The organism is Pseudomonas sp. ChxA (assembly GCF_030263855.1).
Taxonomy (GTDB): Bacteria; Pseudomonadota; Gammaproteobacteria; order Pseudomonadales; family Pseudomonadaceae; genus Aquipseudomonas; species Aquipseudomonas fluorescens_CB.
In genome coordinates this window covers 168260-191472 of sequence record NZ_JARPMK010000002.1, presented here as the reverse complement: position 1 = coordinate 191472, position 23213 = coordinate 168260, and the positions used below count along the sequence as shown (strand labels likewise).

24 protein-coding genes are annotated in these 23213 nt (G+C 59.2%); 14 read left to right on the top strand and 10 right to left on the bottom strand.

Going from position 1 to position 23213, the window contains the following annotated elements:
* Positions 1-40 precede the first annotated feature (40 nt).
* From P5706_RS26545 to recX, 4 genes are all read left to right on the top strand, one after another.
* The gene (locus P5706_RS26545) at positions 41-598 is read left to right on the top strand and encodes a glycoside hydrolase family 19 protein (RefSeq protein ID WP_200432992.1); all 558 of its coding nucleotides are present in this window, start codon (positions 41-43) and stop codon (positions 596-598) included.
* A gap of 108 nt (positions 599-706) precedes the next feature.
* Positions 707-1207: a CinA family protein gene (locus tag P5706_RS26540; RefSeq protein WP_200432991.1), complete on the top strand. Its 501-nt coding sequence runs from the start codon at positions 707-709 to the stop codon at positions 1205-1207.
* A gap of 83 nt (positions 1208-1290) precedes the next feature.
* A complete protein-coding gene (recA, locus tag P5706_RS26535) occupies positions 1291-2349 on the top strand; it encodes a recombinase RecA (protein WP_003189042.1) in 1059 nt (352 codons plus the stop codon).
* Between the two features lie 8 nt (positions 2350-2357).
* A complete protein-coding gene (recX, locus tag P5706_RS26530; protein WP_110624373.1) occupies positions 2358-2825 on the top strand; it encodes a recombination regulator RecX in 468 nt (155 codons plus the stop codon).
* Between the two features lie 204 nt (positions 2826-3029).
* Here recX and P5706_RS26525 read toward each other — a convergent pair whose 3' ends face one another.
* A complete protein-coding gene (locus tag P5706_RS26525) occupies positions 3030-4142 on the bottom strand; it encodes an LOG family protein (protein WP_200432990.1) in 1113 nt (370 codons plus the stop codon).
* Positions 4143-4521: 379 nt separating this feature from the next.
* Complete coding sequence (locus P5706_RS26520; protein WP_200432989.1) at positions 4522-4956, bottom strand: PA3611 family quorum-sensing-regulated virulence factor; 435 nt, start codon at positions 4954-4956, stop codon at positions 4522-4524.
* Positions 4957-5135: 179 nt separating this feature from the next.
* On the opposite strand from P5706_RS26520, the gene P5706_RS26515 reads away from it, so the two are divergent.
* The 3 genes from P5706_RS26515 (at position 5136) to P5706_RS26505 (ending at position 7195) form a co-directional block, all read left to right on the top strand.
* Positions 5136-5855, top strand: a complete 720-nt coding sequence (locus P5706_RS26515; protein WP_285683043.1) for a tRNA-uridine aminocarboxypropyltransferase — start codon at positions 5136-5138, stop codon at positions 5853-5855.
* Positions 5856-6106: 251 nt separating this feature from the next.
* Positions 6107-6757 carry a response regulator transcription factor ErdR gene (gene erdR, locus P5706_RS26510; protein ID WP_056857592.1) on the top strand — a complete coding sequence of 217 codons (651 nt, stop codon included), beginning with the start codon at positions 6107-6109 and terminating at the stop codon, positions 6755-6757.
* A gap of 75 nt (positions 6758-6832) precedes the next feature.
* Positions 6833-7195 (top strand): diacylglycerol kinase, encoded by a 363-nt coding sequence (locus P5706_RS26505; protein ID WP_017137081.1) that lies wholly within the window; start codon positions 6833-6835, stop codon positions 7193-7195.
* A 3-nt stretch (positions 7196-7198) separates the two neighbouring features.
* Here the strand turns inward: P5706_RS26505 and P5706_RS26500 are convergent, their stop codons facing one another.
* On the bottom strand, positions 7199-8125 hold the full coding sequence (locus P5706_RS26500; RefSeq protein ID WP_026013711.1) for a LysR family transcriptional regulator: 927 nt from the start codon (positions 8123-8125) through the stop codon (positions 7199-7201).
* Between the two features lie 124 nt (positions 8126-8249).
* Between P5706_RS26500 and fpr the strand changes: the two genes are divergently transcribed.
* Positions 8250-9029, top strand: coding sequence for a ferredoxin-NADP reductase (gene fpr, locus P5706_RS26495; protein ID WP_003189055.1), 780 nt, complete (start codon positions 8250-8252; stop codon positions 9027-9029).
* A 148-nt stretch (positions 9030-9177) separates the two neighbouring features.
* Here the strand turns inward: fpr and tsaA are convergent, their stop codons facing one another.
* The 6 genes from tsaA to P5706_RS26465 form a co-directional block, all read right to left on the bottom strand.
* Positions 9178-9873 (bottom strand): tRNA (N6-threonylcarbamoyladenosine(37)-N6)-methyltransferase TrmO, encoded by a 696-nt coding sequence (gene tsaA / locus P5706_RS26490; protein WP_200432987.1) that lies wholly within the window; start codon positions 9871-9873, stop codon positions 9178-9180.
* 70 nt (positions 9874-9943) lie between these two features.
* Positions 9944-10405 (bottom strand): YehS family protein, encoded by a 462-nt coding sequence (locus P5706_RS26485; protein WP_003189058.1) that lies wholly within the window; start codon positions 10403-10405, stop codon positions 9944-9946.
* A gap of 69 nt (positions 10406-10474) precedes the next feature.
* Entirely contained in the window at positions 10475-11185 is a 711-nt protein-coding gene (locus P5706_RS26480) for an rRNA pseudouridine synthase (RefSeq protein ID WP_058421638.1), read from the bottom strand.
* A gap of 221 nt (positions 11186-11406) precedes the next feature.
* Positions 11407-11874 (bottom strand): GNAT family N-acetyltransferase, encoded by a 468-nt coding sequence (locus P5706_RS26475; protein ID WP_285683036.1) that lies wholly within the window; start codon positions 11872-11874, stop codon positions 11407-11409.
* 176 nt (positions 11875-12050) lie between these two features.
* The gene (gene rimO, locus P5706_RS26470; RefSeq protein WP_058421640.1) at positions 12051-13391 is read right to left on the bottom strand and encodes a 30S ribosomal protein S12 methylthiotransferase RimO; all 1341 of its coding nucleotides are present in this window, start codon (positions 13389-13391) and stop codon (positions 12051-12053) included.
* 212 nt (positions 13392-13603) lie between these two features.
* Positions 13604-14641, bottom strand: a complete 1038-nt coding sequence (locus tag P5706_RS26465; protein WP_285683034.1) for an acyltransferase family protein — start codon at positions 14639-14641, stop codon at positions 13604-13606.
* A gap of 284 nt (positions 14642-14925) precedes the next feature.
* Between P5706_RS26465 and P5706_RS26460 the strand changes: the two genes are divergently transcribed.
* The 5 genes from P5706_RS26460 to P5706_RS26440 all read left to right on the top strand — a co-directional run bounded on the left by P5706_RS26460 (position 14926) and on the right by P5706_RS26440 (position 20340).
* Entirely contained in the window at positions 14926-16023 is a 1098-nt protein-coding gene (locus P5706_RS26460; RefSeq protein WP_285683031.1) for an acyltransferase family protein, read from the top strand.
* A 154-nt stretch (positions 16024-16177) separates the two neighbouring features.
* On the top strand, positions 16178-18079 hold the full coding sequence (locus P5706_RS26455) for a potassium transporter Kup (RefSeq protein WP_138816501.1): 1902 nt from the start codon (positions 16178-16180) through the stop codon (positions 18077-18079).
* Between the two features lie 127 nt (positions 18080-18206).
* A complete protein-coding gene (locus tag P5706_RS26450) occupies positions 18207-19313 on the top strand; it encodes an NADH:flavin oxidoreductase/NADH oxidase (RefSeq protein ID WP_285683029.1) in 1107 nt (368 codons plus the stop codon).
* Positions 19314-19414: 101 nt separating this feature from the next.
* Entirely contained in the window at positions 19415-19960 is a 546-nt protein-coding gene (locus tag P5706_RS26445; protein WP_285683028.1) for a GNAT family N-acetyltransferase, read from the top strand.
* 194 nt (positions 19961-20154) lie between these two features.
* Positions 20155-20340, top strand: a complete 186-nt coding sequence (locus P5706_RS26440) for a hypothetical protein (protein WP_200432982.1) — start codon at positions 20155-20157, stop codon at positions 20338-20340.
* Positions 20341-20456: 116 nt separating this feature from the next.
* On the opposite strand, the gene P5706_RS26435 is transcribed toward P5706_RS26440, so the two are convergent.
* Complete coding sequence (locus tag P5706_RS26435; protein ID WP_285683025.1) at positions 20457-22082, bottom strand: glucan biosynthesis protein D; 1626 nt, start codon at positions 22080-22082, stop codon at positions 20457-20459.
* A 304-nt stretch (positions 22083-22386) separates the two neighbouring features.
* Here P5706_RS26435 and P5706_RS26430 point away from each other — a divergent pair, with 304 nt between their 5' ends.
* Positions 22387-23097, top strand: a complete 711-nt coding sequence (locus P5706_RS26430) for a tellurite resistance TerB family protein (RefSeq protein ID WP_285683023.1) — start codon at positions 22387-22389, stop codon at positions 23095-23097.
* Positions 23098-23213 lie beyond the last annotated feature (116 nt).

Below are 23213 nucleotides of genomic sequence, written 5' to 3'. Positions count from 1 at the left end.
CAAAGCTCGATCTTCATTTCGAAGCGCCGAGGAGGGCAACATGGTCCTGTCCGAGCAACAGTTAGTTAAAGTCTTACCACGCTCACGGCTTAAAGCCGGCGTTTTCATTTCTGCGTTAAACGCGGCCATGTCACACCACCAAATCATCACACCTGAGCGCATGGCCGCATTTCTTGCTCAAGTCGGCCACGAATCCGGCCAGTTGCTCTATGTGCGAGAACTGGGCAGCGATCAATACCTGAGTAAATACGACACCGGCACCCTGGCCGCGCGTTTGGGCAACACCCCCGAGGCCGACGGCGATGGTCAGAAGTACCGGGGCAGGGGGCTTATCCAGATCACGGGGCGGCGCAATTACCTGGCCTGCAGCCAAGCGTTATTCGGCGACGAGCGCCTGTTGCAGCAACCGCAATTGCTGGAGCAGCCGCAATGGGCATGTGAGTCTGCCGCATGGTTCTGGCAGAGCAATGGTTTGAACGAACTCGCCGATAAAGACCAGTTCACCACTATTACCCGACGCATCAATGGCGGGCTGAACGGGCTGGACGAGCGTTTGCAACTGTGGGCGCGGGCGAAGGCGGTGTTGGGCGTTTCCTGAGGTAGCGTGCGCGTCGTCGGCCGTTAGCGTCTTGATGCACTCTGCAACTTGCATGGCCGATAGGCTCCTGTAGGGTAGGCAAACCCCCGCCCATTCCTGGAGACGACCGTGAAGGAAATCACTCAACTGGCCGCTGAACTGGGTCGCCGTTTGCAGGTGCTCAATGCTCACGTCACCACTGCCGAGTCGTGTACCGGTGGCGGTATCGCCGAAGCCATCACGCGCATACCGGGCAGTTCGGCGTGGTTTGAGGCCGGGTATGTCACTTACTCCAATCGGCAGAAGACCCGCCAGTTGGGCGTGCCGGAGGCGTTGTTCCCCAAGGTCGGCGCCGTCAGCCAGGAAGTGGTGGAGGCGATGGTGCGCGGTGCGCAGGAAAAAAGCCTGTCGCGCTTTGCCGTGGCGGTCAGCGGTGTCGCGGGGCCGGATGGCGGTTCGCCGGACAAACCGGTGGGCACTGTATGGCTGGCGTTTGGGGTGGGCGATGAGGTGACGGCTGAGCTGGCGCACTTCCCCGGCAACCGCGATGAGGTCCGCCGACAAACGGTAAAGGCCGCGCTGGAGGGCTTGTTGCGACGAACTGCAGCAGAAATCGAAAATCAGGGGTAGGCGATCCTGGATCTTTGTGGAACAATACTGTCTACTTATACAGGTGTTGGCCGTCAGGCCTTATTGATTACGTGAGGACTTTAATGGACGACAACAAGAAGAAAGCCTTGGCTGCGGCCCTGGGTCAGATCGAACGTCAATTCGGCAAGGGTGCCGTAATGCGTATGGGCGATCACGACCGTCAGGCGATCCCGGCTATTTCCACTGGCTCTCTGGGTCTGGACATCGCACTCGGCATTGGCGGCCTGCCAAAAGGCCGTATCGTTGAAATCTACGGTCCTGAATCTTCCGGTAAAACCACCCTGACCCTGTCGGTGATTGCCCAGGCGCAAAAAATGGGCGCCACCTGTGCGTTCGTCGACGCCGAACATGCCCTGGACCCGGAATACGCCGGCAAACTGGGCGTCAATGTTGACGACCTGCTGGTTTCCCAACCGGACACCGGTGAGCAAGCCCTGGAAATCACCGACATGTTGGTGCGCTCCAACGCCATCGACGTGATCGTGGTCGACTCCGTGGCTGCCTTGGTACCGAAAGCTGAAATCGAAGGCGAAATGGGCGACATGCACGTGGGCCTGCAAGCCCGTCTGATGTCCCAGGCGCTGCGTAAAATTACCGGTAACATCAAGAACGCCAACTGCCTGGTGATCTTCATCAACCAGATCCGTATGAAGATCGGCGTAATGTTCGGCAGCCCGGAAACCACTACCGGTGGTAACGCGCTGAAGTTCTACGCTTCGGTCCGTCTGGACATCCGCCGTACCGGCGCGGTGAAGGAAGGTGACGAGGTTGTTGGTAGCGAAACCCGCGTTAAAGTCGTGAAGAACAAAGTGGCTCCTCCATTCCGTCAGGCTGAGTTCCAGATTCTCTACGGCAAGGGTATCTACCTGAACGGCGAGATGATCGACCTGGGCGTACTGCACGGTTTCGTCGAGAAGTCCGGTGCCTGGTACGCCTACAACGGCAGCAAGATCGGTCAGGGTAAAGCCAACTCGGCCAAGTTCCTGGCGGACAATCCGGATATCGCTGCCACGCTTGAGAAGCAGATTCGCGACAAGCTGCTGACCGCAGCGCCAGACGTGAAAGCTGCCGCCAACCGCGAGCCGGTTGAAGAAGTAGAAGAAGCCGACACTGATATCTGAAGCAAACGATGACTGTGGTACTGGATACACTCGTCGCCGTTCGGCGCACCGCGATGGACCTGCTCGCTCGCCGCGAGCATGGTCGAGTCGAGCTGACGCGTAAACTGCGTCAGCGCGGTGCAGAGCCCGAGATGATCGAAACAGCCCTGGACCGTTTGACGGAAGAGGGGCTGCTTTCCGAAGCCCGTTACCTTGAAAGCTTTGTCTCCTACCGTGCGCGCTCCGGCTACGGCCCAGCGCGAATTCGTGAAGAACTGAGCCAGCGTGGTCTGCAGCGCGCTGATATCGACCTCGCCCTGCGTGAGTGCGGTATCAGTTGGCAGTCGCAGTTGGAAGATACCTGGCGTCGCAAGTTTGCCGGCCATCTGCCGATTGATGCCAGAGAGCGTGCAAAGCAAGGCCGCTTCTTGAGTTATCGTGGGTTTTCGATGGAAATGATCAGCCGGCTACTCAGCGGTCGAGACATGGATGATTAAGTCTTCAGGGTGGTAAAAATCTAAATGTGGGAGCTGGCTTGCCTGCGATGGCAGTGGGTAAGCCACCTATAAGCTAGCTGGCAAACCGCAATCGCAGGTAAGCCAGCTCCCACATTGGAATATGTTGGTTGCCGGGATGCCAAATCCCGATAAAACAAAAGGCCCACTACGACAGTAGTGGGCCTTTTTTTTTGCCTCAAAAAATCACGCCGGCTCCGGCGCAGCCCGCTGCTGTGTCTTCCCTTGAGCCTGGGCCCAGTTCTCCGGCAAATTGATGTAGTCCACCAACTCCCGCAGGCGGCCCTGATCACGGCCATTGAAGTTGAACACCAGACGGGTCAAATGGCTGAACCTGGGCTCATCGTGCTCCTCGCCTGTGTAAGCAAGCTGTTGAAACTCACCACTCAGGCGCAGGCTGGCGAACTCTGTCTGCAAATGGGCCAAGGCCCGCTCACTAAGCCGGTGGTTCATACGCACCACAAACTCACGCTTCAACCAACGCGTAGAGTGGAAGTTGGCATAAAATTGGTTGATCTCCGCCACTGCCTCTTCAGCGCTGTAGACCAGGCGGATCAGCTTGAGGTCGGTGGGCAGGATATAGCGATTGGCTTCTAACTGGCTGCGAATGAAGTCCAGCGCGCCTTGCCAGAAACCACCGCCTGGGGCATCCAGCAGCACCACCGGCACCAGCGGGCTCTTGCCGGTCTGGATCAGGGTCAGCACTTCCAGCGCTTCATCCAGGGTGCCGAAACCGCCTGGGCACAGCACCAGCGCGTCGGCTTCCTTGACGAAGAACAACTTGCGAGTAAAAAAGAAGTGGAAAGACAGCAGGTTGTCGGTGCCATCAATGGTCGGGTTGGCGTGCTGTTCAAATGGCAGGGTGATGTTGAAACCCAGGCTGTGCTGCAGGCCAGCGCCTTCGTGGGCGGCAGCCATGATACCGCCGCCACCGCCGGTGATCACCATCAGGTCCGATTGTGCCAGCAGTGCGCCGACTTCCCGGGCCAAGGCGTACAAGGGGCTTTCGACCGGCGTGCGTGCCGAGCCGAACACGGTCACCTTGCGGCGGCCCTTGAACTGTTCCAGTACGCGGAAGGCGTTCTCCAACTCGCGGATCGCCTGCAAGGTGATCTTGGCGTTCCAGCGGTTGCGGTCGTCCTGCGCCATGCGCAGCACGGTGAGGATCATATCGCGATAAAGGGGGATATTCGGGCTATTGGGAGCGACCAACTGGAGTTGTGCGTCGACCTGCTGCGTGAGGTCAGCGCCGTTTGCTTCAAAATGACGGAGCAGGCGGTCATTCGGTTCGTAAGGCATTCAACTTCTCCTTCTTCACAGAACCTGGGCCATCGGCGAGAGATTCGTCCGCGGCCACGACACTGCATGTGTCGCTGCACGCCCTAGACGTTGCACGGTGTTCGCCAGGCGGCAAAACGGGCTCTGTATGTTCCTTGTGATTTAGAAACCTTTGCACTGCAAGTAGCAGGACGGCAACCCTCTTTTGCCCTGAAAATGTTACAGAACGGCGTGGAAAACGCTGTAGATGGGCTGCCGGGATGGTTTGATCATGAGCCGAAAAACCCATGGCTGGCAACCGCTTATTGGTCACTCATCACGCAGTTTAGTCGTTGCCAGGCAAATGCAGCGGGGGATGTGTGCGCCACTGGACAGTAGCGCACGATAATTGAACGGCGGTTTACTTTTTCTTCTTGGCCGGTGCCGGGCAATCGGCTTCCACAAACTTGACCGACGCTACTGGGCGGTTGGTCTTGTTCTCGGTGATTTCGTAACGCATCACGGCGCCCTTGGCCATCAGCTCGCGGTAGCCTGGGTTCAGGCACACACTTTGACCCAGCTGGAAATACACAGCCTTTTGGTTGGCGCGCATCTGTTCGGCACGATCAGGTTGCACACTGAGGTGATCGATCAGTTGCATGCCTTCCACGGTGTAGGCAACTTCCAGGGTCTTGTCATCGATTTCCCGGGGCAGGTCCTTGTTGCTCTCGGCCGCGACGCTCTGCAGCTTCCTGTTCATTTGGGCCTCGAGCAGCGACGCCGCGTGGGCGCCCATGGGCAGGACCAGCGCGAGGGCGACGGATGGGGCAACAAGGCGCAGCATGGAACGCAGCATGAAACTCTCCTGATTCGGTTACTGGTGCATAGACCAGCCACTGCGCTGTGCGTTCAGTGGCGCGCAATTATAGGGGAGCGCTTGCCACTACAGCCAGGCGTATCGCTGGTAAACTGCGGCCACTTAAGCCTTCTTCGAGTTTTGCCTGTGTCGATTGACCCCTGCTCGCGGTGTACCCGATGAGCCACGCCGTCTCCCGCTTGCGTACCCAGCGCCTGGCGCGCGCCGTCCGCCCGTTTCTCAACCGTGGCTCGCGGGCCGAACGTTGCCCCGGTTGCCGGGTCATTCCCGAGTACTGCCTGTGCGCCTGGCGCCCAACGGTGCAGGCCCGCTCCGCCATGTGCCTGCTGATGCATGACGTGGAACCGATGAAACCCAGCAACACCGGTTGGCTGATCGCCGACGTCATCGACGACACCACCGCGTTCGCCTGGTCGCGCACAGAAGTGGACCCCGAGTTGCTGGCCCTGTTGGCCGACCCGCAATGGCAGCCTTATATCGTGTTTCCGGGCGAATTCGTTGCACCTGAGCGGGTGTGCAGCGAGGTCAAGGTGCAAGACGGCAAGCGCCCGTTGTTCATCCTGCTGGACGGCACCTGGAGCGAAGCGCGCAAGATGTTCCGCAAAAGCCCTTATCTCGCGCACTTGCCGGTGTTGAGTCTGGCGCCCGAACAGCTGTCGCGCTACAAACTGCGCCGGTCCAAGCGCGATGATCATTTCTGTACCGCCGAGGTTGCGGCATTGTGTCTGGAGTTGGCCGACGACCCAGTGGCCAGCGAAGTACTGGACGCCTACCTTGATGTATTCAGCACACATTACCTGGCCGCTAAATTCCAATTGCCGGTGGACCTGTCGGACAGCGTGCACACGCGGCTCGCGCCCTATATCCCTGGGGTATAACCAGACGACGTTTGCATGATGGCACCGTAAACCCGCAACCGGCTAAAATGCCCATGGGCGTAGTGCTTGACCCCCCAGGCTACGCTGGGCATGCTGGGCGCCGATTGGGGCGTAACCGTGTTTTTTCAGCGTCGTTTCCAGTGTTTTTGACGTTGAACGCGCCCTGTGGCGATGGCTGCCTGGCCGCGCCTTGTGTACTGGCGAACCCTGAACCCATCAGGGTTCCCATAAAAAACAGGATCATTTAATCAATGGCCACATACGAAATCCTGATAGCCGATGACCATCCGCTGTTTCGCAGTGCGCTGCATCAGGCCGTCACCTTGGGCCTTGGCCCCGACGTGAACCTGGTCGAAGTCGCCAGCATTGCCGAACTGGAAGCCCGCCTTAACGAAAAATCCGACTGGGACCTGGTGCTGCTCGACCTGAACATGCCCGGTGCCTATGGTTTCTCGGGGCTGGTGCTGTTGCGCGGGCAATACCCGCAAATTCCGGTGGTGATGGTCTCGGCCCAGGAAGACGCCGATGTCGTGGTGCGCTCCAAGGAGTTCGGCGCCAGCGGCTTCATTCCCAAGTCCAGCGCCATGGAAGACATCCAGAACGCTGTGCGCAAGGTGCTCGATGGTGATGTGTCCTGGCCGCCGCAAGCGTTTGAAGAAATCAACGTGTCCGACGAAGCCAAGGCCGCCCGTGATGGCCTTGCCAGCCTGACGCCGCAGCAGTTCCGAGTGCTGACCATGGTGTGCGAAGGCTTGTTGAACAAGCAGATTGCGTACGAGCTGAGTGTGTCGGAAGCGACCATCAAGGCCCACGTGACGGCGATTTTCCGCAAGCTCGGCGTGCGCACACGCACTCAGGCGGCGCTGCTCTTGCAACAACTTGAGTCAATTTCGCAGCATTAAGCTGTACCCGATTCACGCTTTTTTGACTTTGCGTGATCTAGTTTCCCCACTTCTTTGGTTCAGTTGCCTACATCTATGTCGCCTTTCAAGGGTCAAACCGGTATCAAACGTATCTTCAACGCAGGGGGCTATTCCCTGGATGGCCTGCGCGCAGCTTTCACCGGCGAAGCGGCTTTCCGTCAGTTGGTGTTGCTGAACGTGATCCTGATCCCGCTGAGTTTCTTCCTGCACGTCAGTCGAGTCGAGCGCGCCTTGCTCATCGCAGTCTGCCTGCTGGCCTTGATCGTTGAGTTGCTCAACTCGGCGGTGGAAGCGGCTATCGACCGGATTTCCCTCGACCGCCACCCACTGTCGAAAAACGCCAAGGACATGGGCAGCGCCGCGCAATTTGTGGCGCTGACCATGATCACCCTGGTGTGGGCCGTGATCCTGATCTAAGCCTCAGGCAATGTTCGGCAGCACGATCTCGTCGCTGCGCTGAACTCCGGCGGTGAACGCGCGGCACAGTTCCAGGAACTCGCGCATCGCCGAGGTCTGGTACTTCTGTTTATGCCAGATGAAGTAGAACTGCCGGGCCAGGTCCAGGTCCGGGGTTTCCACCGGTACCAAGCTGCCACGACGGAACGCATCGCGCAGCGCCAGCCGGGAAATACAGCCAATCCCCAACCCAGACTCCACTGCACGTTTGATCGCTTCGGTGTGCTCCAACTCCAGGCGGATATTCAGCGCGCTGCGGTGATGGCGCATGGCTTGGTCAAAGGTCAGACGCGTGCCAGAGCCTTGTTCGCGCAGGATCCACGCTTCATGGGTCAACTCTTCCATGGTCGCCACACCGCGCTTGGCCAAGTGATGCTGCGGCGCACAGAACACCACCAACTCATCCTCGACCCAGGTTTGTACCTCGATGTCCGGGTGGCTGCAGTCGCCCTCGATTAGACCCAGGTCAATTTCGTAATGCGCCACTTGGTGCACGATATTGGCAGTATTCTGCACATGCAGCTTCACTTGGCTCTCGGGGTGCTGCTGCATGAAGCTGCCGATCAGCAGCGTGGCCAGGTAATTGCCGATGGTCAGGGTGGCGCCGACCGCCAGGGAGCCAAAGCCGGACTTGCCGTTGAGCAGGTCTTCGATCTCCTTGGCCTGGTCCAGCAGGGCCACGGCCTGGGGCAATAGCTGATGGCCGAGGGCGTTGAGGCTCAGGCGTTTGCCCGCGCGGTCGAATAATTGGCAGCTGGATTGACGCTCCAGCTCGGTGATTGAGGTGCTGGCGGCGGATTGAGATAAGGCCAGAAGGCCAGCAGCGCGTGAGACGCTTTCCTGCTGGGCGACGGCGACGAAGACTTGCAGTTGACGTAGAGTAAATCGCATATCGATATAACCGATAACCCTTATCTTAATAATCCAGTTAACAGATATTGTCGCCGCCATTAGAATGCTGTGCAATTGCGCATCTCATCTTTGGCGCAGAACCATTTCCAGGAGTTCCCCGTACATGAGCAACATGAACCACGAACGTGTCCTCAGTGTTCATCACTGGAACGACACGCTGTTCAGCTTCAAGTGCACCCGCGATCCGGGCCTGCGCTTCGAGAACGGTCAGTTCGTGATGATCGGCCTGCAACAGCCCAACGGCCGCCCACTCATGCGCGCGTACTCCATTGCCAGCCCGAACTGGGAAGAGCATCTGGAGTTCTTCAGCATCAAGGTGCCCGATGGCCCGCTGACTTCCCAATTGCAGCACTTGAAGGAAGGCGACGAGATCATCATCAGCAAAAAGCCGACAGGCACCCTGGTGCTTGACGATTTGAAGCCGGGCAAACATCTGTACCTGCTCAGCACCGGTACCGGTCTGGCGCCGTTCATGAGCGTGATCCAGGACCCGGAAACCTACGAGCGCTTCGAAAAAGTGATCCTGTGCCACGGCGTGCGTTACGTCAACGAAGTCGCTTACCGCGAATTCATCACCGAGCACCTGCCGCAGAACGAATTCTTCGGTGAGGCGTTGCGTGACAAGTTGATCTACTACCCGACCGTGACCCGCGAGCCGTTCGAAAACGAAGGCCGCCTGACCGACCTGATGCGCAGCGGCAAGCTGTTCAGCGACATCGGCCTGCCACCGATCAACCCCGAGGACGACCGCGCCATGCTGTGCGGCAGCCCAAGCATGTTGGACGAGACCAGCGAAGTGCTGAACAGCTTCGGCCTTAAAGTTTCGCCACGTATGCGTGAGCCGGGTGATTACTTGATCGAGCGTGCGTTCGTCGAGAAGTAAACACTGCTCAAAAAAACTGTGGGAGCCGGCTTATGTGGGAGCTGGCTTGCCTGCGAAAGCATCACCTCAGTTCAACTGAACGACCGAGGTGTCTGCATCGCAGGCAAGCCAGCTCCCACATGAGCGGCTCCCACAGTTGTTTCGGCGTTTACTTGGCTGGAACCACTTCCAGCACACAAATCAGGCCCGCCTCGGGATAGTGCCAGCGCACATCCACATCCCAGAATTGCGCGCCGTATTCACGCTCAGGCCCTGGCGTCTGATACGCCGGCCGTGGGTCCTGGGCCAAACACTGCTCGATCAATGCCACCAGCGGCTCATCAAGGCGCTGCGCATGGCCTTGCGCCTGCAACAGGGCGGCCTTCAGCCACTGCACGGGAATCAACTGCGGCGCGCTGCTGGCAATATCATTGGTGGCGGTGTCAATGATGTCCGCGTACGGCACGTACGGCTTGATATCCAGCACCGGCGTGCCGTCGAGCAAATCGATCCCGGAAACCCACAAGCGGCCCGGCTCGACCTTATCCAGCTTCACCACCGACTGGCCAATGCCGTTGGGGCGGTGCGTCGCGCGGGTGGCGAACACGCCCATGGACGTGTTGCCGCCCAGGCGCGGCGGCCGCACCTTGAGGCGCGGCTTGTCTTCCAGGGCCTGGTGGAACAGAAACAGCAGCCACACATGGCTGACCTGTTCCAGGCCCTGCACCGCCTCGCCCTGGTCGAACGGCGCCACCAGCTCCAGCACGCCGCGGGCGGCCGGGGCCAACTGCGGCTGACGCGGGATGGCGAACTTCTCCTTGAAGCAGGAGCGCACGAAGCCGACGGGCGAGACGTGGTAGGTCATTACTGATGCCTCAAGTTACAAGCTGCAAGCCACAAGCTTCTAACTTGCAGCTTGAGGCTCGTCGCTGTTCTTAAGCTCTGACGCGCAGGGTCAGGCCCTTGAGGAAGTTGCGCAGCAACTGGTCGCCACAGGTGCGGTAGTTGGTGTGGCCGAACTTACGGAACAGCGCGCTCAGCTCAGGCTTGGACACCGGGAACTCAGCGGCCTTGAGGATGGCGTGCATGTCGTCTTCCTTGAGTTCGAAGGCCACGCGCAGCTTCTTGAGGATGATGTTGTTGGTCACCGGGGTTTCGATCGGCTGCGGCGGACGGCTTTCGTCCTTGCCACGCTTGAAGATCACCAGGCCATCAAGGAAGTGCGCCATGACGTCGTCCGGGCAGAACACAAAACCTTCTTCCTCGTCTTTCTTGAGGTAGGTCAGCAGGTCTTCCTTGGTGACGTCCATGCCGCCGAGCTTGATGATCTCGACCATCTTGTTGTCGCTGATGTCGAGCATGTAGCGCACGCTGCGCAATACGTCGTTGTGAATCATGGTGGGCAATCCTGGTATTCAACTGAGGGCACCGCGCAAAGTTGCCGGTGCCGAGAAAAGGGGAGCGGCTTAGAACTTCTCTTTGCCGGACAGGTAACGCCATTGGCCGACCGGCACCTTGCCGATGGACACGCCACCGATGCGGATGCGGCGGATGGCGATGACTTTCAGGCCGACCGCTTCGCAAAACAGGGCGATCACGCCCGGTTGCGGGTTTTTCAGGGCAAACCGCAGACGGTTTTCGTTCTGCCAGCTGGCTTTGACGGCCGGCAGCTCTTTGCCTTTGTAGGTCAGGCCGTGGTTCAGGCGGTTCAGGCCGTGGGCAACCATGTCGCCTTCGACCTCGACCACGTATTCCTGCTCGATCTTGGCGGCATCGGCGGTCAGCTTGCGCAGAATCTTCCAGTCCTGGGTGAACACCAGCAGGCCGCTGGCCTTGGCCTGCAGGTCGGCGCTGGCGGTCAGGCGCAGGAAGTGACCCTTGAGCGGGCGCTTGCTGAAACGGTGCTCTTCGGACAGGGTTTCGGCGCTGATCGAGGCCATCGCCGTTTCAACATCCACACCCACCGGGGCGTGTAGCAAGATAGTCACCGGTTCCGGCACAGTGGCTTTAGCCTCTGGGTCCAGCTCGACCTTTTGGGTGGTGACTTTGAATTGCGGCTCGTCGATCACTTCACCGTCCACCGAGACCCAGCCGCCTTCGATAAACAGCTCAGCCTCCCGACGGGAGCAACCGACCAGTTCGATAAGGCGTTTGGAAAGGCGTATGGGGTCAGTCATGACGAGGGCCGTAGCAAAAGGGGGCGGCTATTGTACCTGTGTGGCGCCGGTTAATCCCGGACCCATTTCAGCACAGTGGCTTTTTGTGGACGCGGGCTTGTGTGGGAGTCGGGCTTGCCCGCGATGCAGACACCTCGGTCGTGCATTTGGGATCGAGGTGATGCCATCGCAGGCAAGCCAGCTCCCACACAAACCGACTCCCACACTTGTTCGGTGTTCAGTCAGCCACTGCGCAGTTGCTGTTGGCGCAAGCGCATGTGCAGCAGCGGGTAGGGCTGGCCAAGGCCATCATGCTCCGCCCGTCCGATCACCTCGAAACCCTGCTTGAAGTAAAACCCCAGGGCCTGCGGGTTTTGCTCATTGACGTCCAGCGCATCGGCATTCAGGTGCTCGATCGCGTACCGCAGCAATTGCCGCCCCAAGCCCTGGCCACGGTAGTGCGGGTCGATAAACAGCATCTCGACCTTGCCCGCTGCCACCCCGGCAAACCCGGTGATGTGCTGGCGCGCGTCCTTGGTGCAAATCAGCATTACCGCGTCCAGGTAGCGCGTCAGCACCAGTTCCTTGAGCACTACGATGTAGCTGTCCGGCAGGAAGTCGTGGGTCGCTCGCACGGAGTCTTCCCAAATTTGCGCCAATTGCGCGTAGTCGCTGGTTTTAGGTGTGTGGATAACCGAATGCTGACGCATGCCCGCTGCCCCTTGCCGATGATCGGCGCTGATGGGCAAACGATAGACCTAAAAAAGCCCCGCATCTTGTTCAGACACGAGGCTTTTTCAATTTTTACACAGATCGTTCCCACGCTCTGCGTGGGAATGCCTCGCTGGACGCTCTGCGTCCGCTTTTGGGAACGATCGGAGTCTTATCAGTCGCGCTTTTCAGCCCACAGGTCGTACTCGTCGGCATCCGTCACGGTACACCAGACCTTGTCACCCGGCTTCAAGCCGCTGGCATCGTCGATAAACACGTTACCGTCGATTTCCGGCGCGTCGAAGAAGCAACGGCCCACTGCGCCTTGCTCGTCGACTTCGTCGATCAGCACTTCGATTTCCTTGCCGATGCGCAGTTGCAGGCGCGCCGAGCTGATGGCCTGCTGGTGCGCCATGAAACGCTCCCAACGCTCCTGCTTGACGTCGTCCGGCACAATGGCCGCATCCAGCAGGTTGGCTGGAGCGCCTTCGACCGGCGAGTACTGGAAGCAACCCACGCGGTCCAGCTGCGCTTCGGTCAGCCAGTCCAGCAGGTACTGGAAGTCTTCTTCGGTTTCGCCTGGGAAGCCGACGATAAAGGTCGAACGGATGATCAGCTCCGGGCAGATCTCGCGCCAGTTCTTGATGCGCGCCAGGGTCTTGTCTTCGAAGGCCGGGCGTTTCATGGCCTTGAGAACTTTGGGGCTGGCGTGCTGGAACGGGATGTCCAGGTACGGCAGGATCTTGCCGGCGGCCATCAATGGGATCAGCTCGTCGACGTGCGGGTACGGGTAAACGTAGTGCAGGCGCACCCACACGCCCAGGCTGCTCAAGGCTTCGCACAGTTCGGTCATGCGGGTTTTCACCGGCGCGCCGTTCCAGAAACCGGTGCGGTATTTCACGTCGACGCCATAGGCGCTGGTGTCCTGGGAGATCACCAACAGCTCTTTAACGCCGGATTTGACCAGGCGCTGGGCCTCGTCGAGTACATCACCCACCGGGCGGCTGACGAGCTTGCCGCGCATCGACGGGATGATGCAGAAGCTGCAGCTGTGGTTGCAGCCTTCGGAAATCTTCAGGTACGCATAGTGGCGCGGCGTCAGCTTGATGCCTTGCGGCGGCACCAGGTCGATCAGCGGGTTGTGGTCCTGGCGCGGCGGCACCACTTGGTGTACGGCATTGACCACCTGCTCGTACTGCTGCGGGCCGGTCACGGCCAGCACGCTTGGGTGCACGTTGCGGATATTGCCTTCTTCCACGCCCATGCAGCCGGTGACGATGACCTTGCCGTTTTCCTTGATGGCTTCGCCGATCACTTCCAGAGACTCAGCCTTGGCCGAGTCGATGAAGCCGCAGGTATTGACCACCACCACGTCGGCGTCCTGGTAGGTGGACACAACGTCATAGCCTTCCATACGCAGTTGCGTAAGGATGCGCTCGGAGTCGACCAGAGCCTTCGGGCAACCCAGGGATACAAAGCCGACCTTGGGGTTGGCTTTTGCGATGGTGGTGGACATGTCTAACCTCGGTATTGAATGACGCCGCCAGTCGGGCACGACACGGCGGTAGACGGGCGCTTGGTGCGCCTCTGATCAAAAAGTGCGCAATTCTATCGACGGGCAGCGCGATTGACCAGCTTTATGCAGGGAAATGCGACGAGTGCGGCATGGTTGTCAGTCGCCCGCAGTGGGTGTTTTGCCAGGATCTGGTTGCAATCCTGGCCCACTCGCTACCGCTGAACCTGTGCCACGTCGGCTTGTGCGCGGACTCGGCTAAGGGAATTTCTGTGCACGTAATTTAACGCCGGCTTTTCAATCAACAGCCACGACAGTGTGGCAAGCATAACGACCACTACAAGGGTCGCCAGCATTGAAGCGTAAAAACCCAGGTCGGTGGTGTTAATCATGAGCTGTTGCACAGGGAATGCATAAAGATACATCCCATAGGAAATATCAAATCGAGATTTAATAATTCGATCTTTGTAAAGCGTCCCTACTGACAAGACCAAAAGACTGACGCCGATGCTCGCAAGCACCATAACAAATGGGGTATTTAGCGAGACCAGAATAAGTGCCGCCGACAGTACGCCAGTCATTATCTTTGCTTTCGAGCTGCTGAACACATGCCGATAAAAATGTAACGAAGCACCTACAAAGAAAGCAATTCCGACGGTGGAGTACACTAAAAGCTTCGGCGCCAGTGGGTGTGTCGACTGGGTGCAAAGATAGGTCGTTATACAAAAAGCCATCGTCATAATCAACGGCACGGCCGCTTTACGTAAAACCATCAGCGCCAATGCGAGCGCGATATAGAAGCCGAATTCAATTTTTAGCGTCCACAAGCTACCGTTAAACGAGTCCTTGAATATAAAGCCGCTGGTAATGTCACCTATGTCTGCGCGACCAAAAGCCGACACCTTCAAAAAGTCGGTTAATGCTTCCAGGCTGAACGCAAAATTAAAGCCGCCTTTATGGCTGAACGCCGTGCCAAAGATGTAAACCATGACAAAGGCACAGGCGATTAAAGCAGGGAAAATTCGCGCTATTCGTTTCGCCATGTAATGTGAAAAACGAGGTGTGTTTAAAAAGCTTTGAGTAATCAGGAAACCGGAAATGGCAAAGAAGGCCAGTACTGCAATCGCGCCTAACGAGGTATAGCCTTGCACAATAGGTTCTTGCAGACCCGCGAGGGCGTAATGGTGACTGACCAATACCGCCAGTGCCGCGAGGTGCCTTATTGCATCAAATGAGTTGTCGCGATTAATCACGCAGTGCTCCGCATGTCATATGGTTTCCGTTAAAAATTTTGTGCATGACGGTCCTCAGTACGGTGGATTTTTACGTTTTAATGCTGCAAGTGCAGGGCGAAAAGAGGCTATCCGAACAGTGTCGGTTTTCAAAGTCTTTAATGGCCTGAGGCTCGAAGTCGTCGAGCGCGCTTACCTGATGGAGCGCCCGCGCGATCCTGGCTGCCACTGCGTAGCTTGCAAACGATTAGTGCTGCTCTCACTATGCGCGCGCTCAATAGTACTTACGTCAAGGACCTAATCCCGTGCACAAAATTTCCGCATTGCAGGCGGCCAGGGGTCTGGCTGCGCTCGCAGTCATTGCCTTTCACTCACTTTTTATCAATGCAAAGTACGTTGCTGGCGCTACCTGGCTACCGGACATGTTCGTGTTTGGGCAAACCGGTGTGGATTTGTTCTTTGTTATCAGCGGCTTCGTCATGGTGCTGGCGTCGGCCAATAAGTTCGGTGCGCGGGGTGAAGTGCTCGGTTTCCTTAAAGGCCGCTTCTTACGCATCTATCCGGTGTATTGGGTGTATTTTTTCGCGGTGATGCTGGTGTTCCTGCTCAAGCCCGGCATGGTCAACAGCTCCCAGGCGGGCGAAGTCAGTCTGCTGAGTTCGTTCCTGTTGTTGCCGGACGCTAATCTGCCACTGGTCATGGTTGCCTGGTCGTTGATCCACGAAGTCTGGTTTTACCTGGTGTTCGCGCTCATTTTGCTGCTGCCACGACGGTGGATGCCGTTGGTATTCGTTGCATGGCTTTGCGCCATCCTTGCTGCCTCGGTGCTGTATACGAGCCCGGCCAACCCCTATCTACGGGTAATCAAGCACGAATTTTCCATTGAGTTCATCTTCGGCGCGCTGGCCGGCCTGCTGTATTTGAAGGTGGTCGGTGGGGCATTCCAGTGGCGCTTGCCTGGCGCTCTGGTCGGCCTGGTTGGTGTGGGCCTGCTGGCTTATGCGCTGTTAACGGGAACTGTCGATGGGTCGGATGTCATCCAGTCCATCTCTCTGCAACGCGCACTGATCGTGGGCGGTGGCTACACCTTATTGTTACTGGCCTTGGCGCTCCAGGAGTTCAAGTCTCAATGGCGGGTGCCCGGCGTTCTCACGTCATTGGGTGACATGTCCTACTCACTGTATCTGTCGCATATCCTTACGCTGAGCGTGTGCGGTCGACTCTGGGTGGCCTTTGGCAGTGCTGAAGGTGGGCTTATGGCCTCTGTGGTGTTCTGGGCGATATCCCTGCCGGTGGTGATTGCTGTTGGGTACATGAGCTACAGGTTTGTAGAGCGTCCTTTGACTCGGCGTCTTTCTCGACGTCGAGCAGGGCGCGTGAGTGCTCAGTCAGTCGTCAACTAATCATCAACCTTTGCGCTATGCTTCGCGCCGTTGCGCACGGGTGAAACCCCGGGGTCAATAAAACGTCTGTTACGAGAAGTAAAACAGCGCATGCTAGGGTCAGCTTAGGCGCGTTGTTTATAAAAGACCTCAGGTCAAAGGGCAGGAGTGGTTGATGGGTCAGGCAAATAGTCAGGCGGCAGGTGCCGAGCATTCCAACGCAAAGCCGATTGGCATGCTGGTGGCGGCGGTCGGGGTGGTTTACGGCGATATCGGTACCAGCCCGCTCTATACCCTTAAAGAAGTGTTTACCGGTGGTTACGGCGTGCAGGTCAACCATGATGGCGTGCTGGGTATCCTGGCGCTGATTTTCTGGTCGCTGATCTGGGTTGTATCGATCAAATACATGCTGTTCGTGCTGCGCGCCGACAACCAGGGCGAGGGCGGCATCATGGCGCTGACGGCACTGGCACGGCGGGCGGCAGGCACGCGCAAGCGCCTGCGCAGTTTTTTGGTGGTGTGCGGCCTGTGCGGTGCGGCGCTGTTCTACGGCGATAGCATGATCACCCCGGCGATTTCGGTGTTGTCGGCCATTGAAGGTCTGGAGTTGGCGTTCGATGGCCTGGACAAATGGGTCGTGCCGATTGCCCTGGTGGTGCTGGTGGCGCTGTTCCTGATCCAGAAACACGGCACCGACCGCATCGGCAAGCTGTTCGGGCCGGTGATGGTCACTTGGTTTCTGGTGCTCGGCGGCCTTGGGATCTACGGCATCACCTTGCACCCTGAAGTGCTCAGCGCGATGAACCCGATGTGGGCCGTGCGGTTCTTTGAGGCTCACCCAGGCATTGGCGTGGCGATTCTTGGCGCCGTGGTGCTGGCACTGACCGGCGCCGAGGCGCTGTACGCCGACATGGGCCACTTCGGGCGCAAACCCATTGCCCGCGCCTGGTTCATCCTGGTGTTGCCGGCGCTGGTGCTCAATTATTTCGGCCAGGGCGCCATGCTGCTTGGCGACCCGGAAGCCGCGCGCAACCCGTTCTACCTGCTGGCGCCGAGCTGGGCGCTGATCCCGCTGGTGGTGTTGTCCACCCTGGCCACGGTGATTGCCTCCCAGGCGGTGATTTCCGGCGCGTTCTCGTTGACGCGCCAGGCGATCCAGCTGGGTTACATCCCACGCATGCACATTCAGCACACCTCCAGCGCGGAGCAGGGTCAGATTTACATCGGCGCGGTGAACTGGTCGCTGATGGTCGGCGTGATCCTGCTGGTGATTGGCTTCGAGTCCTCCAACGCACTGGCCTCGGCCTATGGCGTGGCGGTGACCGGGACCATGCTGATGACCACCATCCTGGTGTCGGCAGTGATGCTGCTGCTGTGGAAGTGGCCACCGATCCTGGCGGTGCCGGTGCTGGTCTGCTGCCTGTTGGTCGACGGCCTGTACTTTGCCGCCAACGTGCCGAAGATCATCCAGGGCGGCGCCTTCCCGGTGCTCGCGGGGATTGTGCTGTTCGTGCTGATGACCACCTGGAAGCGCGGCAAACAGCTGCTGGTCGAGCGCCTCGACGAAGGCGGCCTGCCGTTGCCGATCTTTATCAGCAGCATCCGCGTGCAGCCGCCCCACCGCGTGCAGGGCACGGCGGTGTTCCTCACCGCGCGGCCCGACGCCGTGCCCCACGCGCTGTTGCACAACCTGCTGCATAACCAGGTGTTGCACGAGCAGGTGGTGCTGTTGACGGTGGTCTACGAGGACATTCCCCGCGTGCCGGTCACGCGGCGTTTCGAGGTCGATGCCTACGGCGAAGGCTTCTTCCGGGTCATCCTGCATTTCGGGTTTGCGGATGAACCGGACGTGCCCGAAGCCCTGAAGCTGTGCCATCTGGACGAGCTGGACTTCAGCCCGATGCGCACTACCTACTTCCTCAGCCGCGAAACCGTGATCGCCTCGCGAATCAAAGGCATGGCGCGCTGGCGCGAAGCGCTGTTTGCGTTCATGTTGAAAAACGCCAACGGCAACCTGCGCTTCTTCAAACTCCCGGTAAACCGGGTGATCGAGCTGGGCACCCAGGTCGAGATGTAATCTTTTGCAACACGGGAGCCGTCACGCGGCTCCCGCTTTCCTTTCTGAACCCTGTGCAATCCAGCGTTGTCGACTAGGCTCTAAGCACTGTTTGAATAGTGCCCACAGAACCCAGAAGAGGTGCGCCATGAGTCAGCTGCTCGAACCCTACACCCTCCGTCAATTGACCCTTCTTAACCGCATCGCCGTCTCGCCGATGTGCCAATACTCGTCCGACGATGGCTTGGCCAATGACTGGCATCTGGTGCACCTGGGCAGCCGCGCCGTCGGTGGCGCCGGGCTGATTTTTACCGAAGCCACCGCCGTCACCGCCGATGCCCGCATCACCGCCCAGGACCTGGGCTTGTGGAACGACGCGCAGATCGAACCGTTGCAACGCATCACCCGTTTTATTGCCGCCCAAGGCGCGGTGGCGGGTATTCAGCTGGCGCATGCCGGGCGCAAGGCCAGCACCCACCGGCCGTGGATCGGCAAGCACGGCAGCGTCAAGCCGGAGGAGGGCGGCTGGGTGCCGGTGGGCCCCTCGCCGATTGCCTTTGACCCGAATCACACGCAACCCAAGCCACTCGATGAAGGGCAGATCCAGCAGGTGATTGCCGACTTTGTCGCCGCCGCCAAACGCGCGCTGACTGCCGGTTTCGAAGTGGTGGAAATCCACGCCGCCCACGGTTACCTGTTGCATCAATTCCTCTCACCGATCAGCAACCAGCGTCAGGACCACTACGGCGGCTCGTTTGAAAACCGCATCCGCCTGGTGCTCGAAGTCACCACGGCGGTGCGCGCCGTCTGGCCCCAAGAGCTGCCGCTATTTGTGCGGGTGTCGGCCACCGATTGGGTCGAAGATGGCTGGAACCCCGATGAAACCGTGGAGCTGGCGCGCCGCCTCAAAGACCTGGGCGTGGACCTGATCGACGTGTCTTCCGGTGGCACCGCCGCCAACGCCGAGATTCCCACCGGCCCGGGTTATCAAACGCGGTTTGCCGAGCGCGTACGCAAAGAATCCGGTATCGCCACCGGCACGGTGGGCATGATTACTGAACCGGCCCAGGCGGAACACATCCTGCGCACCTGCCAGGCCGACATCATCTTCCTCGCCCGTGAGCTGTTGCGTGATCCTTACTGGCCGCTGCATGCCGACGATGACCTGGGTGGGCGCAAAGCCATCTGGCCCGCGCAGTACCAGCGGGCGACTCACCGTGATCAGCCGATTCATGAGTCTGACCTGAGGGATTGAACCCGCGTCTGCCTGCAATAAACCCACCTGACTCGGTGGGTTTTTTGTTGCCCGCGTTTAACGCATGCCTGATCCTGAGTGGCTAAAAGCAGGAGGCCGTCATGTGGGTTGAACGAGCATTAACCGAGAGCGATATCCCGTTGCTGGCAAGCATCGACCGTACTGAGGTGATTCACCACTGCTATCGCGTGGAAGCCGGCGAGCTGGCGCTGTACGCCGATCATCACGATATGCGCGGCTGGCCCGAGGGTGAGGCGCAGCAGGACGCCGTGGCGTCGCTCGCTTGCCTTAAGCGGGGAGGCTGGTTATGGGGCGTGTTCGACGGGCCTGCGCTGGTGGCGGCCGTGGTGGTGGACAGTCACACCTTGCATAACCAGGGCATGTCGATGCGGCAGTTGAAGTTCCTGCACGTGAGCCTTGAGGCGCGTGGCCTGGGGCTGGGCGGGCGGTTGTTCGCGCTGGCGTGCGAGCAGGGCCGGCGGGTAGGGGTGGATGCCTTGTATGTCTCGGCCACCGAATCGCAGAACACCGTGGATTTTTATCTGCGCCAAGGCTGTTGCCTGCTGCGAGAGCCTGATCCGCAGCTGTATGCGCGAGAGCCTCACGATATCCACCTTTACCGGCCGCTGCGTGCGAAAGGGTTGTAGGTATTTGTTACCGAAGTAATTTTTTAAGTTAATACTCTAAAAAAATCCCACACGTGGCGAGATTGTTTCTACGCTTAGGGTAAGTGTGATTTCTGGCCCAGGGAGTCAGGCTGTTTGTCCTCGAAGCCATTGCGCTTCGCGAGCATTGGGAATGGGCACCAGGAGTATTTGACTGATATCAGGAGTAACGGTCCATGACCAAATCCTATGGCGTAGTGGGTGCGGTGGCGTCTTTTTGGAGTCGCCGGATGTCCTTGCGAGGGCGAAGGTTGAGTTCGGATGAGGTGGAGTTGCTGGCGCAATATCGCGCCCTGACCGAAAACGATCAGGTGGCGATGCGCTATTTGATCGGCGCAATGAAGAGCGTGTCGCGGTTTTAACGGCATAAGCTCGTTCCCACGCTCTGCGTGGGAATGCAGCCCAGGACGCTCCCGTCCTGCTATCACCACGGGATGCGCTCCCACGCGGGAGCGTGGGAGCGATCTGTTGGCGCGTATCAGCTGTACTTACGCTGGTCCGGTGCCGGCGGGAAGTACTGATACAGCCAGGTCTCACTCAAGGTGCGGTCCTGGGTGCGGATAAACAGCCGCAGTTCAACTGGCTCCACACTGTCGCTGGTCGGGTACCAATCGAACAGAATGCGATAGCCCTTGATGTTGTCCAGCACCAGCACACTGAAGTCTTTGACTTCACCGTGGGAGCAGGTCACCACCGGCTCGATCCCAGTGCCGGACGGCAGGCGATTCAGGCCACCGCCCTTGAAATCCACGGCAAAGCGGCGCGCCCACACTTCGGGGTAATGCTCGCCCGGTGCCCAGCCTTCGGTAAAACCGCCCATGCCGGAACGGGTGGCATCCACTTGCGCCAGCGGTGTGCTCACCGGCGGTAGCGCGCTCCAGTACAGCTTGTAGCCATAGTTGAGTGACTCGCCTGCGGCCACGGGCTTTTTCGGGGTCCAGAAGGCCACGATGTTGTCCAGGGTTTCGCCGGTGGTGGGAATTTCCAGCAGGTCGATCGAGCCTTCGCCCCAGGCGGTGGTGGGTTCCACCCACAGGCTTGGGCGCTTGCTGTACCAGTCCACGGTGTCCTGGTAGCTGGCGAACTCATGGTCGGTCTGTACCAGGCCGAAACCTTTCGGGTCGGTGTCGGCAAAGGCGTTGAATTGCAGCTTGGCCGGGTTGTTCAGCGGGCGGCAGATCCACTCGCCGTTGCCACGCCACATGGCCAGGCGGTCCGAGTCGTGGATTTGCGGGTGGATGGTGTCGCACATCCGGCGTTCATGGGTACCGCAACTGAACATGCTGGTCATCGGCGCGATGCCCAGTTGCTCGATGGCGGTGCGCGCATTGATGTGCGCGTCGATGGCCATGACCACCTGGCTGGCCTGGCAGTCGATGTCAAAGCGATAGGCGCCGGTGGCGCTTGGCGAGTCGAGCAGGGCGTAGACCACAAAACGCGTGGCGTCCTTGCTCGGAGTTTCGAACCAGAACTGCGTGAAGTCGGGGAATTCCTCGCGTTTTTTCGCGTAGGTATCAATCGCCAGGCCGCGTGCGGAGAGGCCGTACTGGCCGGTTGCGTCTACCGCACGGAAGTAGCTGGCGCCGAGAAACGACAGCACATCATGGCGGTCGAGTTCCGGCGCCTTGAACAGCTTGAAGCCGGAGAAACCCAGGTCGCCGGTGAGCTGTTTGGTGTCCACCGTGGTCTTGGCATAGTTGAACAGCGACGGGCGGAAATGCACCTCGCGGGCTTCGCGGGTCTTGGGGGCGACGCTGTGCATGCGTACTGGCGTCTTGAAGCCCATGCCGACGTGGAAGAATTGCACGTCGAGCTGGCCGTTGAGTTCCTTCCACAGCGAATGGTTGCCGTCGTAGCCGATGGCATTGAAATTCTGCGGGGTCATGGTTGCCAGCGTCGGTGGCAGCACCTGTTTGGTGTCTTTATACGCGTTGGCGGCGAGCTGCTTGGCCTGGGCCTTGAGCGTTTCGAAGTCGAACGCCACGGCCTTGCCATCGGCGGCACGGTTCCCGGCCCAGGCCTGCGCGGCCAACAGGCCACTGGCCGACAAACCGGTGTAAGCCGCAATGGCCATGGACGCTTTGAGCAAATTCCTGCGGTGCATAGAGACAACCTGTCGTGAGCAAATCCCGCGCCGTTCCTGGCACGTAACGGATAAGAAATAACGGTTCGGACATGCCTTCGACCAAACGCAACGGACAATAAACAGACGCCGGATAGCTTAAGCGGTTCGATGCAGAAGGAAAATTGATTGATGGCGGGGTGATGGCGCTGCATATGAAACAAGACGTTTCAAATACGCACTGCCGGCGTTACATCTGGAAGCACTCTAGATCGTGGCTTTTTGGCACTTAGTTTTACGCTGGGAGCCTATTGGTCCTACGAACCCAAGTGTCTGGAGGCTACGCATGAATACCCGTGGATTGCTCGATCAGTTGCTCAAATCCGGCCAGGACATGTTGCAAAACAAAGCAGGCGGGCAACGCAAATCGGACGACAAAAGTGCCCTCGGTGGCTTGCTCGGCGGCGGTGGGCTTGGCAGTTTGCTCGGCGGTGCGGGCGGCGGCGCCCTGGCGGCGGGGGCGATGGGCCTGTTGCTGGGAAATAAAAAGGCGCGCAAGTTCGGCGGCAAGGCGCTCACCTATGGCGGGCTCGCAGCACTCGGTGTAATCGCCTACAAAGCTTACGGTAATTGGCAGGCGCAACAGGCCGGCGCCCCCCAAGGTGAGCCGCAAACCATCGACCGTCTGCCACCGGCTCAGGTCGAGCTACACAGCCAGGGCATTCTCAAGGCGCTGGTCGCCGCCGCTAAAGCCGACGGGCATGTAGACGAACGCGAGCGGGCTTTGATCGAGGGCGAGTTCACCAAGCTCGATAACGACCGCGAACTGCAAAGCTGGCTGCACGCCGAGCTGAACAAGCCTCTGGACCCCGCCGATGTGGCACGCGCAGCGAGCACGCCGGAAATGGCCGCCGAGATGTACATCGCCAGCGTGATGCTGGTGGACGAAGAAAACTTCATGGAAAAAGCCTACCTCGACGAGTTGGCGCGCCAACTCAAACTGGAGCCTGGCTTAAAGGCCGAGCTGGAAAAACAGGTACGCCAAGCCACGCTCTGACCGCATGAATGATCGCTCCCACGCTCTGCGTGGGCGCGCAGCCCGTGACGCTCTGCGTCACCTGCACAGTGTTTTTGCATTCTGTGAGCGCTACATCAAAACCTGTTGATAAATGC